The organism is Gimesia fumaroli (genome assembly GCF_007754425.1).
Taxonomy (GTDB): Bacteria; Planctomycetota; Planctomycetia; order Planctomycetales; family Planctomycetaceae; genus Gimesia; species Gimesia fumaroli.
Genome location: NZ_CP037452.1, coordinates 5,467,908 through 5,481,850 on the forward strand (window position 1 = coordinate 5,467,908; position 13,943 = coordinate 5,481,850).

The window sequence follows — 13,943 nt, forward strand, 5'->3', positions numbered from 1 at the left end:
TTAACGCAACACGGGGTTCATGACACACAGAAAATCGGATGGTTCATGGAAAATTGATCATTAAAATGAATGATCTGGAATCCAGGTGCGCAGCGGGATGGAGTGGCTGTTACAAAGAGTCCTCCAATGAGGAAGGTGAGCCAGAAGAGGTGAGAAAATTCTTCTCATCGCGTTTCTGTGATAGATCAGACGCCGGCCATACTGGGAGAGGGCCAATCTTCTTTGAGAATTGCCTGTTCCAGATCGGCGGCAATCAGTGGTTTCGAGAAGAAATAACCTTGGCCAAGCCGACAACCCAGTGCCTGCAGCAAAGCCAGTTGTTCTGCGTTTTCAATGCCTTCAGCGATCACTTCCAGCCCCAGTTTTTCAGCCAGAATGATCAACGCCTCGATCAACATCACTTCCCGGTCGCGATCGGATTTTTTGACAAACTCACGATCCAGTTTCAATACATCAATCGGAAAATCACACAGACAAGACAGGGAAGAATACCCTGTCCCGAAATCATCCACGTCAATATTCACGCCCAGTTTTTTCAATTCGTTCAATGTCGACACTGAAATTTCACGATCGTGCATGATGATACTTTCGGTGACTTCCAGATGAAGACACTCGGGTGGAATTTCATACTTTCTCAGTACGTTTTTCACGACAGTCACTAATGTCGGATGTTCCAGTTGCTTACGCGATACATTCACATGCAGATTGGCCGGGGCAAGCGGCCCCAGAGTCTTACGCCATCGGTTGAGCTGGCGGCAGGCTTCGTTTAATACAAAATTACCAACGGGAATAATCAGGTCCATCTCTTCCGCAATCGAAATGAATTCATCAGGCGGAATCATGCCACTTTCAGGATGGAACCAGCGAATCAGCGCTTCAACGCCTCGAAAATCTCCCGATTCTAAATCGACGATCGGCTGATAAAAGAGTGTTAATTCATCGCGTGAGATGACGTCACGCAGTTCATTTTCAATATAAAGTCGCTTCTGGGCTTTATCGCGCAGCACCTGATCAAAAACAATCGGGCGATCCACTTTCGCTGCTTTCGCTTCATACATGGCAAGATCGGCGTTGCTGAGCATCTCGCTCGCTGTATCCGCAAGATGTTCGCTGGTGACGATCCCGATGCTGGCACTGGAGTAAATTGTATACCCCCCCAGTTGATAGGGGATCGCTAAATCTTTCTGAAGTCGTTCAGCAACGCAAACCGCATCTTCTGGTGCCGACAAATTGTCCAGCAGCACAACAAACTCGTCGCCCCCCATACGGGCCGCCTGAATCGAATCTGTCGAACGGACCGCTTTTCTTAAGCGGTCGGCGACGGCTTCCAGAAGTTTGTCACCCACGTCGTGTCCCAGACTGTCATTGATCAACTTGAACCGGTCAAAGTCCATAAATAACAAAGCAAAATGATTGGTTGATTTGCGATTAATGACTGTCTGAATAGATTGCAGAATCGCGGCCCGGTTCGGTAGTCCGGTTAAGGCATCTCGGTGTGCAAGCTGATGCAAACTATCGAGTAGCCGCCTTTGTTCGCTGATATCAATCCGCAAGGCCAGATATCCCTTGATCTTCCCCTGCTCATTAAACATCGGGACAATCGTGGTATCCACCCAGTAGAAGTTTCCGTCTTTAGCTCGATTGCAGATCTCTCCCCGCCAGGTTTTTCCACGACCGATCTGACGATACATGTCTCGGAAGAATTCGGGAGGATGATACCCGGAACGCAGAATCCGGTGATCGGAACCGATCAGTTCCTCGCGGCTGTAGCCCGAAATTTTGCAGAAGTTATCATTGGCTTCAAGAATCGTCCCCTTCACATCGGTGATCGCGACGATCCCGGCTTCGTCTACGGCGTCGCGAAATGCTTTCAAACAGGTTTGTTCAGATTGGATCTCAGCCACTGTTCTTTTCCTCGTTGATGGAACGTCTTATTACCGCTGCCTCTTCTGTGTAATACTTCTCAGTACTATTACGAGCGCGCCACGACGTAATCATCTGTCACCCGATTGGGAATCATTCTGGCACCTGGAGTGCGCTGAAAGCTTAGATCACACAGGTGCCAACCAAGCGGATTAACCCACGAAAAACGGGATTCGCCTCAAACCCGGGTCACATTGTAGGGATTGTGCGTTATTTACATCTGAAGTGAGCCGACTGCCGTATCTTTTGAGAGCGTTCCATATGATGGCGGGCCACTTCGAAACCAAAACCGGATACAGACAAAAAAAGAACCCACTGACATTTCATGAATGACAGTGGGCGAGCTGTTTCAAAGAAACGAAATTTTCCTTTGTGATTACTGTTTGAGTTGACTGTCTTGCGTTCGAGAAACCAGACGATGATCCATGCTCATCCGCCCGGGGCCGTTGGCCATCAGAAACAACATCGTGCCCATCAATGCCAGATTTTTCATGAAGTGAATCATCTGCCCCTGCTGAGCCTGTGCGTCCTGAATGGTCCAGAAGTCATGAAAAAAGTACGTCGCCAGCACAAGAAACACAAACAACAGCCCGGCGCCGATGCGGGTCTTGAAGCCGGTGATGACCGACAGGCTGCCGACAATCAGGAATACAATCGCACCGGCTAACATGACTTTCGGAAGCGGAACACCTTCCGAAGCCATGTAACCGGCGACGTTATTAAACTGCGGAACCTTGTTTCCAATAGCGCTCATCAGAAATATGGTTGCGATCATCGTACGGCCCGCTAAACTGACGAGCCCCTCTAAAAGATGGTGTGACATCTGTTTCTTTCCCTTAAAAATGAGTCTTGCGTGTGAATTCACATCGTGTTTAAGCCAGATCAAACAGCATGATCTCGGCTTTCTCGGTGGCCTGAATTGTTAACTCTCTGACATCACTGACGGCAGCACCATCGCTGGTAGCCAGTGCAACCTCATTGAGCAGGACTTCTCCACGAAGCACCTGTAACCAGGCGTGCCGTCCTTCTGCCAGTTCATGCGAGACGGTTTTGCCTTTGTCGATTTGCGACAGATAAATCTGTGCGTCCTGATGAATCAACAGCGCTCCCTGCTCTGCCCCGGGCGAAGCGACGAGCCGTAATTGATTCTGCTGTTCGCTTTCAGGAAAACGTTTCTGTTCGTAACTCGGCTCAATCCCCTTTCGTTCGGGAAATAGCCAGATCTGATACAGGTGCACGGGCTCGGTCTCTGACGGATTGAATTCGCTATGCGTGATGCCTGTGCCTGCCGACATTCGCTGGAATTCACCCGCTCTCAACACTTCACCATGCCCCATCGAATCTTTGTGTTCGAGCGCACCTTCCAGGACATAAGTCACGATTTCCATATCCCGATGCGGATGTGTGCCGAAGCCTTGACCGGGCTGAACGACATCTTCATTCATGACCCGCAGTGCTCGAAACCGCATCTGTTCCGAATCCTGGTAGTCGGCGAAGGAAAATGTATGATACGTATTCAGCCAGCCATGATCGGCGTGGCCCCGCTGCCGTGCCTTTCGTACGCGAATCATTCTGAGCCCTTTCCTGAAATTAGTTCAACTCTATATTATTTACACGTAAACTATTTAGCGAAAAAAAATCACACCGTCGCTTCAGAGTCAATGCAACAGCTCTGTCGTGCTTTGACCAGCAGACGATTCAAATCCGTGAGTTCCGTTCGCGTCAAGTGGCCGATTAACTGCGTGTGCAGATCACTGACCCGATTGTCCATTTCATCCAACAGTTGCTCCCCTTTCGGAGTAATCGCCACATAGACAACCCGCCGATCCTTATGACAGCGTTTACGTTCGACAAGCGTCTGCTCTTCCAGCCGATCGACCAGCCCGGTAATCGCGGGCACAACCTGCACCATGCGACTGGCAATCTCCAGACTGGGCAGCGGCTGTCCTTCGCCGCGAAGAATCCGCAACACATTATATTGGGAGCAGGTCAAACCATACTCACGAAACAACTTACCGAGGCGGTTCTGAAACTGATCGCTGGTCCGCAACACGTTCAGAATCGCCTCGACTTCAGGGGACTGAAATGCCTGCTTCTTCTTCAATTCCTGTTGTAATTGTTGCTGTTTCATAGTTGGTTCCTGACCTCTCTGCATATAGTTTATATATAAACCATCGTCCCGTCAACCTGTTTTCTGAGATTTTTCAGGGTCAATCATTTCGATGCGTATGCCTAAGGGGCAATGAAGCTGCTTCAAATAAACTGAATACATTACACCCAGAAGCGAATTCAAAAGGATAATTGATCATCTTCATATTTGGATCAAGGAGAAGCTTTTTGTATCATTGAGGCTGACAAGAACGATTCTCTTCACTGTTTCTAAAAACAACTCTATCCATGAAATTTCTCGTCGCCTGTATTATATTGCTCTTCTTTCTGCCGACACAGTCGGCGGAGGCGTGTATGAGTTGCGCGAACAGTGCGACCGAGATGCGGTTTCCTTTTCTCTGGCCGTTGATTGGCATCTTTTTCGCTTGGATGGTTCTATCCCTGATTTTCAGTCGGCCGCTGGCGACGGGGGTCAAACGGTTTCTGTACTTTGGTGTGCCGCTGTTGATCCTGGGGGGCCTGCTCATGATCCCCTTGGCAATCGGTGCGTTGGTGGTGCTCTGCTGGGTCTTTTATCTGCTGTTCCGCGTGCTGCAGCTCCTCACAATTAAAGATGAATGGTTGCGGAAGAATCTGCTGCCATTCGGCGTGAATGCGGTCGCCCTGACGCTGTCGTTTGTGCTGATCTTTGTCACGACGAGCCGGGCGAATTCGACGCCGGGATTGATTGCATCGCTGGGCAAACTCGGTCCGCACTCGACCGGCAGCGTTCACAACCTGATGTCGCACTTGATCGAACGCGGGCCGGAAGTCGTCGCGCCTCTGAGTGCCGCTTTAGAACGAGATTTTGAACGCTCTGATCATGTCAGTCCCTATCGGACCGTGCAGATCGCCTACTGTCTCCGTGCGATTGGCGGTACCAAGGCCGAAGCCGCACTCAAGGAAACCGTTGAACAAAGAGTAACGTTCCAAGACAGGTACAAAACGAGGTGGGAAACGGCGGTCTGTTATCTGTATGCCGAGTCGGCCCGGGAACGGGCAGTCCCCACACTGATGAACCTGCTGAATTCCGCTGAAGGGGAACAGGCGGGTCAGCAGAAACTTGCAGCTTTACTAGCACTGACTCGAACACAAGACCTGGAGGCAGTGGAAACCGTGCTGGACCACGCCGATTTCCTCAAAACGCAGCTCTTAGGAAAAAATACTCCCTATAGGCACGCATCCCCGATCAGCGTCACCCTGCAGGCACTTTCGGAAGGACAAAGTCCGGCTGACCTCAGCGCCAGCCCGGTCTATGAGCCGATGCGTCTCGGTCTGAACCCTGACAGCCAGACCAAAACCGGGATCAACTGGGATGACGACTGGAACGAGGAACTCGACATCGAAGCGTTGAAAGTACACTGGTCTAATCTATTGAAATAGTGAGACTTAATCTTCCACTCCCGCCCAGTGAGAATCACTCAGACCGAGATTCATTTTGAATTCCTTATATGCGACAAAGATCACAGGCACAACGAATAGTGTAATCAGTTCGACAGTCATGCCGCCGACCACGGGCCAGGCCATCGCTTTGGCGACATCGGAGCCGCGCCCGGTAGAAAAGATGACGGGCATCAGTGCAATGATCGTCGTAAAAGTCGTCATCAGGCAGGGACGAATCCGCTTGAGCCCGGCCAAGACCGCAGCATTCCGGATATCCTCCCTGGTCTTCAACCTTTTGCGGGTAAAGACCTGATCGAGGTAAGTCGCCATCACGACGCCGTCATCCACGGCGATGCCGAACAGCGCAATGAAACCGACCCAGACTGCGGTATTGATTTGAATGTCGTTCCAGCCCAGGAAGATCATGCCCCCCGCAAACGCGACCGGGATACCAGAAAACACAGCGAAAGCGATCGACAGATTCCGGAATTGCAGATAGATGATGAAGAGGTTTGTAAAAATCACGAGTGGCACGACCCACATCAGGCGGTTGTTGGCTTCGATCTGGTTCTGAAACGAGCCGACCGCCTGCAGGGCATAGCCGGCAGGCAAATTTAACGAGCCCTCTGTTTGTGCAGTGCGGAGGCTGGTCTCCACCGCGTTCACCGTTTCCAGTGCGCCCTCCTGCCCGGATGAGGAAAAGGAGACGTGTGCGACCAGACGCGCGTCTTCACTGTTGATCACGCCGGGCCCCCACGTCGTTTTCATACTCGCCAGGAGGGAAAGGGGAATGATTTCTCCCGAATGCGTGACGACGGGCAAGCGATTTAATTCGTCGATCTGCTCGCGAAGATTCCGTTCATAGCGGACACGAATGGGATAGCGTTCGCGACCTTCTACGGTGCGCGTGACATTCGAACCTCCCAGAGCCGTTTCGATGATCTGGTTCACCATCGCCGTGGACATGCCGTACCGGGCCGCGGTTTCCCGATCGACGTCAAACTCGACATAGGGTTTCCCCAACACGATATCAGGGTTCACCGTGGCTGCGTTGACCTGGGGAATCTGCTTCAAGTGGTCGGCAACGGCGATCGATGCTTCGGCCAGCCCGTCCAGACTGTCGCCGAAGATACGAATCGCCATCGGTGCCTTGATACCGCTCTGCAGCATGACCACGCGGCCTTCGATCGGCTGCAGCGGCGAAGCGGGTGTGACGCCGGGCAGTGTGGCAACCGCGTTGATCTGCTCCCAGATTTGCTTCGTAGTCACACCGGGCCGCCACTGATCGACGGGTTTGAGCATGACGTAGGTTTCAATCATCGCCGCGGGAGCCGGATCGAGAGCCGACTCGATGCGGCCGATTTTCCCGAGTACATTTTCGACTTCGGGAATCTCTCTGATCAGCGTATCCTGCGTCTGCAGAACTTCCATCGCCTGTGAAAAACTGGCAGCGGGATACAGCGTCGGCATGTAGAACCAGCTCCCTTCGTCGAGAGCGATCCAGTCATTCGATTCCAGACCGGGAAACAGATGCTTGACCTCGACCCAGCCAGGCACTTCGTTGGGTTCGACTCCCAGAAACCGGGCAACTTTTTCGAACGGCTTTAATACCGTCGGCATCCCGATCCAGGATCCCAGTCCCAGCAGCACGATGAAGGTGGGAAACGTAAAAAACAGGAATTTGTGTTTCATGAAAAATCGCAGCGTCGGTTCATACAAAAAGTGAATCAGGCGCCCCACCGGATTTTCATCAACGGGTCTGAGCCGCTCGCTGAGCATCCAGAAGCAGCCGATTCCACCCAGGCCTGTACTCAACAGGACGAGCACCGGCAGACGAATGGGAATCCGCGCGAGATAATCGGCTCCAAAGTTCCAGGACAGAACGCCGCATACCAGCGCAAACACGGTAGAGACGATCAAACGTCGACGGAGGGGCCGTTGATTGGAATTAAGCAACAGTCGACTTAACAGAGGCACCAGCGTGATGGCGACGATCAAGGCGGCAGTAATCGAAAACGTTTTGGTCCAGGCCAGCGGTGCGAAGAGTTTGTAGTCGCGACCGGTGAGCATGAAGACGGGAAAAAAGCTGACGACGGTTGTCATCACAGCCGTGACGACCGCGGGGGCGACTTCAGTGGCCGCAGTATGGATGACCTTCAACCGCTGTGCTTTACCGCCGGGACTCCCTTCCGCCTCCCATTCCGCAAGGCTGTCGTAGATCGATTCGGAAACGACAATCCCCATATCGACCATGGTGCCGATGGCAATCGCGATGCCGGCCAGCGACATGATATTCGCATCAATGCCGAAGACATTCATGGCGATGAACGCCATCAACACGGCAACGGGTAGCGTGACAGCGACGACAATACTCGCGCGGAGATGCAGCAGAAACAGCAGAATGACGACCGCGGTAATGATCACTTCCTGTGTCAGCGCATCAGTCAGGGTGGCAATAGTTTCATTGATCAATCCTGTGCGATCGTAGATGAGCTTGAAATTCACTCCCTTCAGGCTTGGTTCGATCTGTGCCATCTTGGCTTTGATACTATCAATCACTTTCCGGGGGTTTTCACCAAATCGCATAACAACAACACCGCCAACTGCTTCAGAACCGTTGAGATCGATGGCTCCCCTGCGGAATTCCGGGCCGAGTTGGACGCGTCCGAGATCGCGAATGCGAATCGGGACTCCCTCCTTCGAACGAATGACGGTTTGCTCAATATCGCCAATTGCCTGTTCCGTATTTTGTCCCGCGCCGATAAATCCGCGACCGCGGATGATGAATTCCATTCCGCCTGATTCTACCGTTTTCGCGCCGACGTCAATATTTGATTTACGGACCGCATCGATCACCTGGTCGAGGGGGATATCGTGAAAACGGAGCTTATCCGGATCGACTTCGATCTGATATTGTCGGACATAACCTCCCACACTGGCAACTTCACTGACGCCAGGGACGGCCTGCAGTTCATACTTCACGACGAAATCCTGCAGACTGCGCAACTCGGCTAGATTCATCTCTTTCGGAGGTTCCAGCACATAATAGAGTACCTGCCCTAAGCCTGTGGCATCCGGTCCCAGGGTTGGGACGACTCCTTCCGGCAAGAGCGCAGCGGCTGTCCCCAGCTGTTCGGCAACACGGGAGCGGGCCCAGTAAAAATCGGTACTGTCTTTGAAGGTGACCTGCACAAAACTGTAACCGAACAGACTTTTGCCGCGTACCGATTCCGCATCGGGGACGGCCAGCATCGAAACAGAGAGAGGATAGGTCACCTGGTCTTCGACGTCTTTGGGAGAACGACCGGGCCAGGCGGTGAAAATGATCACCTGGTTTTCGCCGATGTTGGGAATGGCGTCGATGGGCACTTCGCGTACGCTATACCAGCCAAAGCCTATCAGGACCGCCGTGACGCAGAACATGATCAGCGGTTCGCGAATGCTGAAAGAAATCAAGGCGCGTAACATGGTTTATTCTCCCTTGGGCCTTGAAGGTGATGAGTGCTTCTGTTTTTGCTGTGACTGTCCGGGAGGTGCTGGTTGTTTTGCCGCTGTTTCAAAGGTTGGCACGAGTTCGCCGCAGTGCAGCATTTTGCTCCCAAAGTAGGGGTTCAACAGTTTGTGATCGGATTGCAGCCAGTCGCCTCCACCTTGCGGGACCATGGGACAGAAGAAATGATGGAACGGCGGTTTAGTTTCGCCGCCTCTCACCTGAGTCGCCAGCTTGACTACAGCATGACTGATTGGCTTGAATTTCTTGCGTGCCTCTTCGAGAGAGAGATGATGCAGATGCTCTGAATTATTGGCGATCTGCTGCAACTCATCTTTGATCGGCTGACTGAGCGGGGAATCCTGTGCCAGTTGTGCAGCCAGCGTGTTGAGTGTTCTGGCCTGTTGCTCTGTAATTTTTTGATCGGCGGCAAACTGCTTTTGAATCGCAAAGTAAGTCGCGTATAGTTTCTCCAGCGACTGACCTGGCTTCCCAGAGATTGTTTCAATTTTGAATGAATCAAACTGAAGCGGAGTATTTTTCTTCGTTTTTTTCGCGGGAGTAAATCGGAGCGGATCAATCAGACTCGGTTTGCCCGAAAGTTGCATTTGAGAATCAATCAGGAAGTTCCCCGCAGTAGCGACTTTCTCGCCCGGTTTCACCCCCTCAAGAATCACGGCAGTATCCCCGAGCAACGATCCAAGCGTGACGTTTCTGAGTTCAAAACGCCCCGGTTTGGTTTCGACATAGACGACACTGTGGTCGCCGGCCATCAGGATCGCAGAACGAGGCACCGTGAGTGCTTTCTTTTGTGGAACTGGTTGATCCGTATACCCAAAACGTGAAGTGGGTACGAGTTTCATACCACAAATAGGACAGTCGCCGGGCTGATCGCGTATGACCTGCGGATGCATGGGGCTGATCCATTTCCCAGCAAGCTCGGCATCGTAAACGTTCCCTTGCGGGCCAATGGGAACTTTGATTTGCGCTTTCGCATAATCACCGGGTCGGAGCTGTCCGTCTTCATTTTTGAACTCCACGCGCACGCCCACTGTTCTGCGGTTGGGATTCACCGTTGGATCGATAAACACCACGCGGCCTTTCAGAGTTTTTCCCGGCAGAGACTGCAATTCGGCGTCAACCCGCTGGCCGAAGCGAATCCGAGAGGCATCTTCGGGATAGAGTTCGAGCACAAGCCAGACGGTAGTCAGATTCGCAATGCGGTAAATGGGCTCGCCGGCTTTGATGTATTTACCTTCCTCTGCGAGTTTTTCGGTCACGGTTCCGCCGATAGGAGCATAGATCGTCAGTCGCGATTCGGCCTTGCCAGTTGATAACAGCTGCTTGATCTGCGCGTCTGTCATACCTAGCTCGACGAGTTTCTGTCTTGAATTCTCTACCAGTTTCTCCTGCACCTCGCGCACGACGGACAGAGCACCTGAGGTCATTTTCTTGAGCGCATTCCCCGCTTCCAACAGTTCCACCTGCGCAGAATACAATTCGGGGCTGTAGACGATCGCCAGATGATCTCCTTTGTCGACTTCCACTCCTGTATAGTCGGCAAACAGTTTTTCGATGCGCCCGTTGATATAGGCGGCGATGGTGGCCTGACGGCTCTCGTCAATTTCAATCGAACCGATCGTTTCAATTGTGGTGCTGACAGATTCCAGTTTTGCTTTGGCGGTCTGGATGTTCGCTAACCTGCGCTGCGCCGGATCAATATTGATGGCCATCTGATCGATGTTGGCACCGGACTTCGCGGCCGGCACCAGCGCCATTCCACAGATCGGACAGCGGCCCGGTTTGGGCTGGCGGATCTGTGGATGCATCGGACAGGTAAAGATCTGCGCTTTGCCCCCTTCCGTGGTCGCAGAAGAGGGGGATATGCCAGACTGAATCCATCCCAGTCGCTGTGCGACTCCCAGCAACACAATCAGAAAAAGACCAACCGAAAGAAACAGCGCTGCCGGCAACAATTTTCTCAGCCACCAGCGGCCCGATTTTGCATCCGGGGGTGGAGGCGTTTCGGTATTCACAGGATCTTTTGCCGGTTCTTCTGTGGAAGATGTTGTCATCTTGCCTCTCCAAAACAAACCAAGAGAGCGACCAGCCGGCGCTTAACAACCAGCATTGGACCGTGCCGGGAAAACCGGCCAGCCGCCCTGTTTCAAATGTGTTCATTCAATGCCATCAGAGAGAATGGCAGACGGGTCATAAGAATTCGGAAACCTTTTGTCCTGGAAGTCAAAGTAGACGGGGACAAAATAGCCGTGATGCGTGCGCAGAAAAAATGAAACGGCATTCAGTCAGTGCGCAGTGTGCCTTTATAGCAAAGACACACAGAGTAGAATCTGCACAGACTTGAAAGGCTGCGTCGGGCTGTGACTCACGCAAACAGAGCCTTCAGAGTGATCCGTCTGAGTCACAGGGGCTGCCAGCGGATGTGCCAGAATCTCAAACAACAGCTGTTGTTCCTGTAGCGGACCGCTGTTTGTGTCCGGTAGCGCGGGTGTGTTGTTCGTGCGACCACAGTGGCAATCAGAGTCACTTTGACGACACTTACCGCGACAGACTGGCTGTTTTTCATTCGCAGTCGTGGATGTGGTAACTTGAGCACAGCAACTTGTCTGTTTCACCACGGAAACAGGACTTATTTGAGAAAGTCGACAACAGTGGGTCTGCGAATTTTCCTCGGCGTTGAACTTCTGACAGCAGCAGCCGAATAGAGTGACCGGGCAGAGAGTCTGCATGAACAACATTGCTGCTGTCATCCAGATCAACATCGCTCGACCAATTCGGTGCATGAAACAGGCTCCTGAATACGTATTACCAAACCTGTTACCACTGTATCGCATTGCTAACAGAAAGTCCAGATGTGTTCCGCTCAGTTCTCACCGGGCAATGCAGGAACAACAGGCACATTAGACAAAGAAAAGTCTTCGCCGGCGACGCGACTAAGCTGTGTCAGAGAAATTGCGAGTTCGCCAATGGCCTGATGATAACCCAGTTCCAGTGTCAACAGATTGCGATAATCGCGAATAACGCGATCAAATTCGACAGATCCGCGGGAATACGATTCCTGGTCGGCTCTTAAAGTCTGACGCGCCTGCGGCAGGATCGTTTCTTTATAGAGCACTGCGGTTTCTTCGGCACGGCGGGCTTCGGCTAGCAGTTCGGTAATCAGGGCATCATAGCGATCGAGGAGATCCTGTTCCGAGTAGTTTGAAGCGAGATGTTTCCAGGTCGCTTCATTTTCCAGGGCATCGTATTTCTCTTTCCAGAGCGGAATACTGACCTGAGCCCCAAGCGACCAGGGGTCCTGACCGACCTTATATAGATTTGAGGGAGGACGGTTATTATCAGTGAAAAAGTAATTGGCAGAGAGAGTCAGTTCGGGCCGCCGACTCAAACGGGCCACTTCAATACCCCACCGTGTGGCTTGCGTGCGAAGCTGGGCCGCCTGAATCTCCGGTTGCGAATCTATAGCACTCTGATAAATCTGTGGAGCCGATATGTCAGGAAATTTAATTTCCAGTTCTTCCGGAGGCAACACGGCCAGATCCGCATCGCGGGCGACCAGCCGATTGACTTCTGCCTGCATCGCGACTCGTAACTTGCGATACGTGAGCAGTCGCTCTTCGAGTTTGCTGAGCTCCAGAGTACCGAGCAGGACGTCTCCCTGAGTGGCAGTGCCAGTAGCAACCTGGGCATTGGCCACGTCAATCAAGGACTTCAACAGTTCCTGATTGGCGGTCGCTGTGGCAATCTGTTGATCGATCACGTACAGACGATACCAGCCGGTACGAACAGCGGCGATCACGCGCAGGCGTTCTGAAAGATAGTCGGCTCGGACGGCGAAGGCTTCAAAGCAGGCGCGCTGCTCCTCTGCATTCAGTTTACCCAACCAGGGAATCGCCTGACTGGCACTCAGCACCGCCCGTTGCGAGCCGGATGCGGTTTGAATCGGATCTCCAAACACATTCGCGCCCAGTTTAGGATCGGGAAGTTTGTTGACATAATGCGATCGGGCCGAAGCAGCATTGTATTCCTGATAGAGTTTCACCAGTTGGGGATTCTGGTCGACGGCCAGCATCTCGAGTTCACCCAGCGTCTGAGAAAGCGGCGGATGTTGTATCACCAGATCAGACTGCGTTCCGTCGGTCAATTCCCGGGCAGTTGCTTCCGCACCGGTCTTTACGATCTGCGTATCAGATTCCAAAGGTTCGGATTTCGTTTCCTGCAGAGCAGATTCATCAGCCGTTGGTGCGAGCGCAACTTTGGCCGTCGATGCCTCCTGGACATTGGCAGTATGCGTCGCACATCCCATGATAAAAGCTGTAGAAAGCGCCAGGCCAAATCCGCGCACTTTGACTGAGGGATGATCCTTCATCCTGAAACCTTGTTCTAATCCCTGATTTCACATCCGTGTGAAGAGAGGAGGCTGATCAGAGTCAGTAAAAAAAATTGGCACGGTCCACGGAAAGAATCGTCCTGACTTGTGGTCTGGCTGTGCGTGCAATGCCGAATTTGTCGGTTTGACGATCAATTCCTGATGAATCATGACGATTATTCGGAACGCTGGGATCAGGTAAGCGATGCGGCACCGAGAACAGTGCTCACAAAAAAAAGCCCTAAGTCTTTAAAAGACAAGGGCTTTAGAAATGGACGATACTGGATTCGAACCAGTGACCTCCACGATGTCAACGTGGCACTCTAACCAACTGAGCTAATCGTCCTGAGGTTTCAAAAGGTTACGGATCAAGGTCGATATCGTCAAGTTCCAGAAGACTTTCTGTGAAAAAAACTGCTGAATGGAAGAGTCTCTGGTCCTGTCTGACCGATCATATCAATTTCACAGGTTTCCGCTGATTTTGCTGCAAAACAGCGAACATTGACGCGGGCTGTGCCTGTCGAATATAAAGACTCTACCTCCTTCGAACTGCCTGAGCGGTGAGCCCTTTGTAACGGCGACTGTGGTGGTTCCGACTTTAGATGAAGT

The 13,943-nt window shown here is 52.2% G+C and carries 9 protein-coding genes and 1 tRNA gene; 1 reads left to right on the forward strand and 9 read right to left on the reverse strand.

All coding sequences use genetic code 11. The features are described 5' to 3' along the window. Positions 1 to 185 precede the first annotated feature (185 nt). The 4 genes from Enr17x_RS20865 to Enr17x_RS20880 form a co-directional block, all read right to left on the reverse strand. Positions 186 to 1,904 carry a putative bifunctional diguanylate cyclase/phosphodiesterase gene (locus Enr17x_RS20865; RefSeq protein WP_145311638.1) on the reverse strand — a complete coding sequence of 573 codons (1,719 nt, stop codon included), beginning with the start codon at positions 1,902 to 1,904 and terminating at the stop codon, positions 186 to 188. Between the two features lie 395 nt (positions 1,905 to 2,299). Beyond that, entirely contained in the window at positions 2,300 to 2,746 is a 447-nt protein-coding gene (locus Enr17x_RS20870) for a DoxX family protein (protein ID WP_145311639.1), read from the reverse strand. Between the two features lie 49 nt (positions 2,747 to 2,795). Further along, complete coding sequence (locus Enr17x_RS20875; RefSeq protein ID WP_145311640.1) at positions 2,796 to 3,494, reverse strand: pirin family protein; 699 nt, start codon at positions 3,492 to 3,494, stop codon at positions 2,796 to 2,798. A gap of 68 nt (positions 3,495 to 3,562) precedes the next feature. Then, a complete protein-coding gene (locus tag Enr17x_RS20880; RefSeq protein WP_145311641.1) occupies positions 3,563 to 4,054 on the reverse strand; it encodes a MarR family winged helix-turn-helix transcriptional regulator in 492 nt (163 codons plus the stop codon). A 332-nt stretch (positions 4,055 to 4,386) separates the two neighbouring features. Here Enr17x_RS20880 and Enr17x_RS20885 point away from each other — a divergent pair, with 332 nt between their 5' ends. Continuing rightward, positions 4,387 to 5,454, forward strand: a complete 1,068-nt coding sequence (locus Enr17x_RS20885) for a hypothetical protein (protein ID WP_145311642.1) — start codon at positions 4,387 to 4,389, stop codon at positions 5,452 to 5,454. 6 nt (positions 5,455 to 5,460) lie between these two features. On the opposite strand, the gene Enr17x_RS20890 is transcribed toward Enr17x_RS20885, so the two are convergent. From Enr17x_RS20890 to Enr17x_RS20910, 5 genes are all read right to left on the reverse strand, one after another. Further along, a complete protein-coding gene (locus Enr17x_RS20890; RefSeq protein WP_145311643.1) occupies positions 5,461 to 8,922 on the reverse strand; it encodes an efflux RND transporter permease subunit in 3,462 nt (1,153 codons plus the stop codon). 3 nt (positions 8,923 to 8,925) lie between these two features. Further along, the gene (locus Enr17x_RS20895) at positions 8,926 to 11,019 is read right to left on the reverse strand and encodes an efflux RND transporter periplasmic adaptor subunit (protein ID WP_145311644.1); all 2,094 of its coding nucleotides are present in this window, start codon (positions 11,017 to 11,019) and stop codon (positions 8,926 to 8,928) included. A gap of 249 nt (positions 11,020 to 11,268) precedes the next feature. After that, a complete protein-coding gene (locus tag Enr17x_RS20900) occupies positions 11,269 to 11,748 on the reverse strand; it encodes a hypothetical protein (RefSeq protein ID WP_145311645.1) in 480 nt (159 codons plus the stop codon). An 80-nt stretch (positions 11,749 to 11,828) separates the two neighbouring features. Continuing rightward, positions 11,829 to 13,334 (reverse strand): TolC family protein, encoded by a 1,506-nt coding sequence (locus tag Enr17x_RS20905; protein ID WP_145311646.1) that lies wholly within the window; start codon positions 13,332 to 13,334, stop codon positions 11,829 to 11,831. Between the two features lie 272 nt (positions 13,335 to 13,606). Continuing rightward, a tRNA-Val gene (locus tag Enr17x_RS20910) sits at positions 13,607 to 13,680 on the reverse strand. Positions 13,681 to 13,943 lie beyond the last annotated feature (263 nt).

What these genes read in the sequence shown, in the direction of transcription:
- Enr17x_RS20880 (WP_145311641.1), bottom strand. Translation starts at nt 4,054, where the DNA reads ATGAAACAGCAACAATTACAACAGGAATTGAAGAAGAAGCAGGCATTT.
- Enr17x_RS20890 (WP_145311643.1), bottom strand. Translation starts at nt 8,922, where the DNA reads ATGTTACGCGCCTTGATTTCTTTCAGCATTCGCGAACCGCTGATCATG.
- Enr17x_RS20875 (WP_145311640.1), bottom strand. Translation starts at nt 3,494, where the DNA reads ATGATTCGCGTACGAAAGGCACGGCAGCGGGGCCACGCCGATCATGGC.
- Enr17x_RS20870 (WP_145311639.1), bottom strand. Translation starts at nt 2,746, where the DNA reads ATGTCACACCATCTTTTAGAGGGGCTCGTCAGTTTAGCGGGCCGTACG.
- Enr17x_RS20895 (WP_145311644.1), bottom strand. Translation starts at nt 11,019, where the DNA reads ATGACAACATCTTCCACAGAAGAACCGGCAAAAGATCCTGTGAATACC.
- Enr17x_RS20905 (WP_145311646.1), bottom strand. Translation starts at nt 13,334, where the DNA reads ATGAAGGATCATCCCTCAGTCAAAGTGCGCGGATTTGGCCTGGCGCTT.
- Enr17x_RS20885 (WP_145311642.1), top strand. Translation starts at nt 4,387, where the DNA reads ATGAGTTGCGCGAACAGTGCGACCGAGATGCGGTTTCCTTTTCTCTGG.
- Enr17x_RS20900 (WP_145311645.1), bottom strand. Translation starts at nt 11,748, where the DNA reads ATGCACCGAATTGGTCGAGCGATGTTGATCTGGATGACAGCAGCAATG.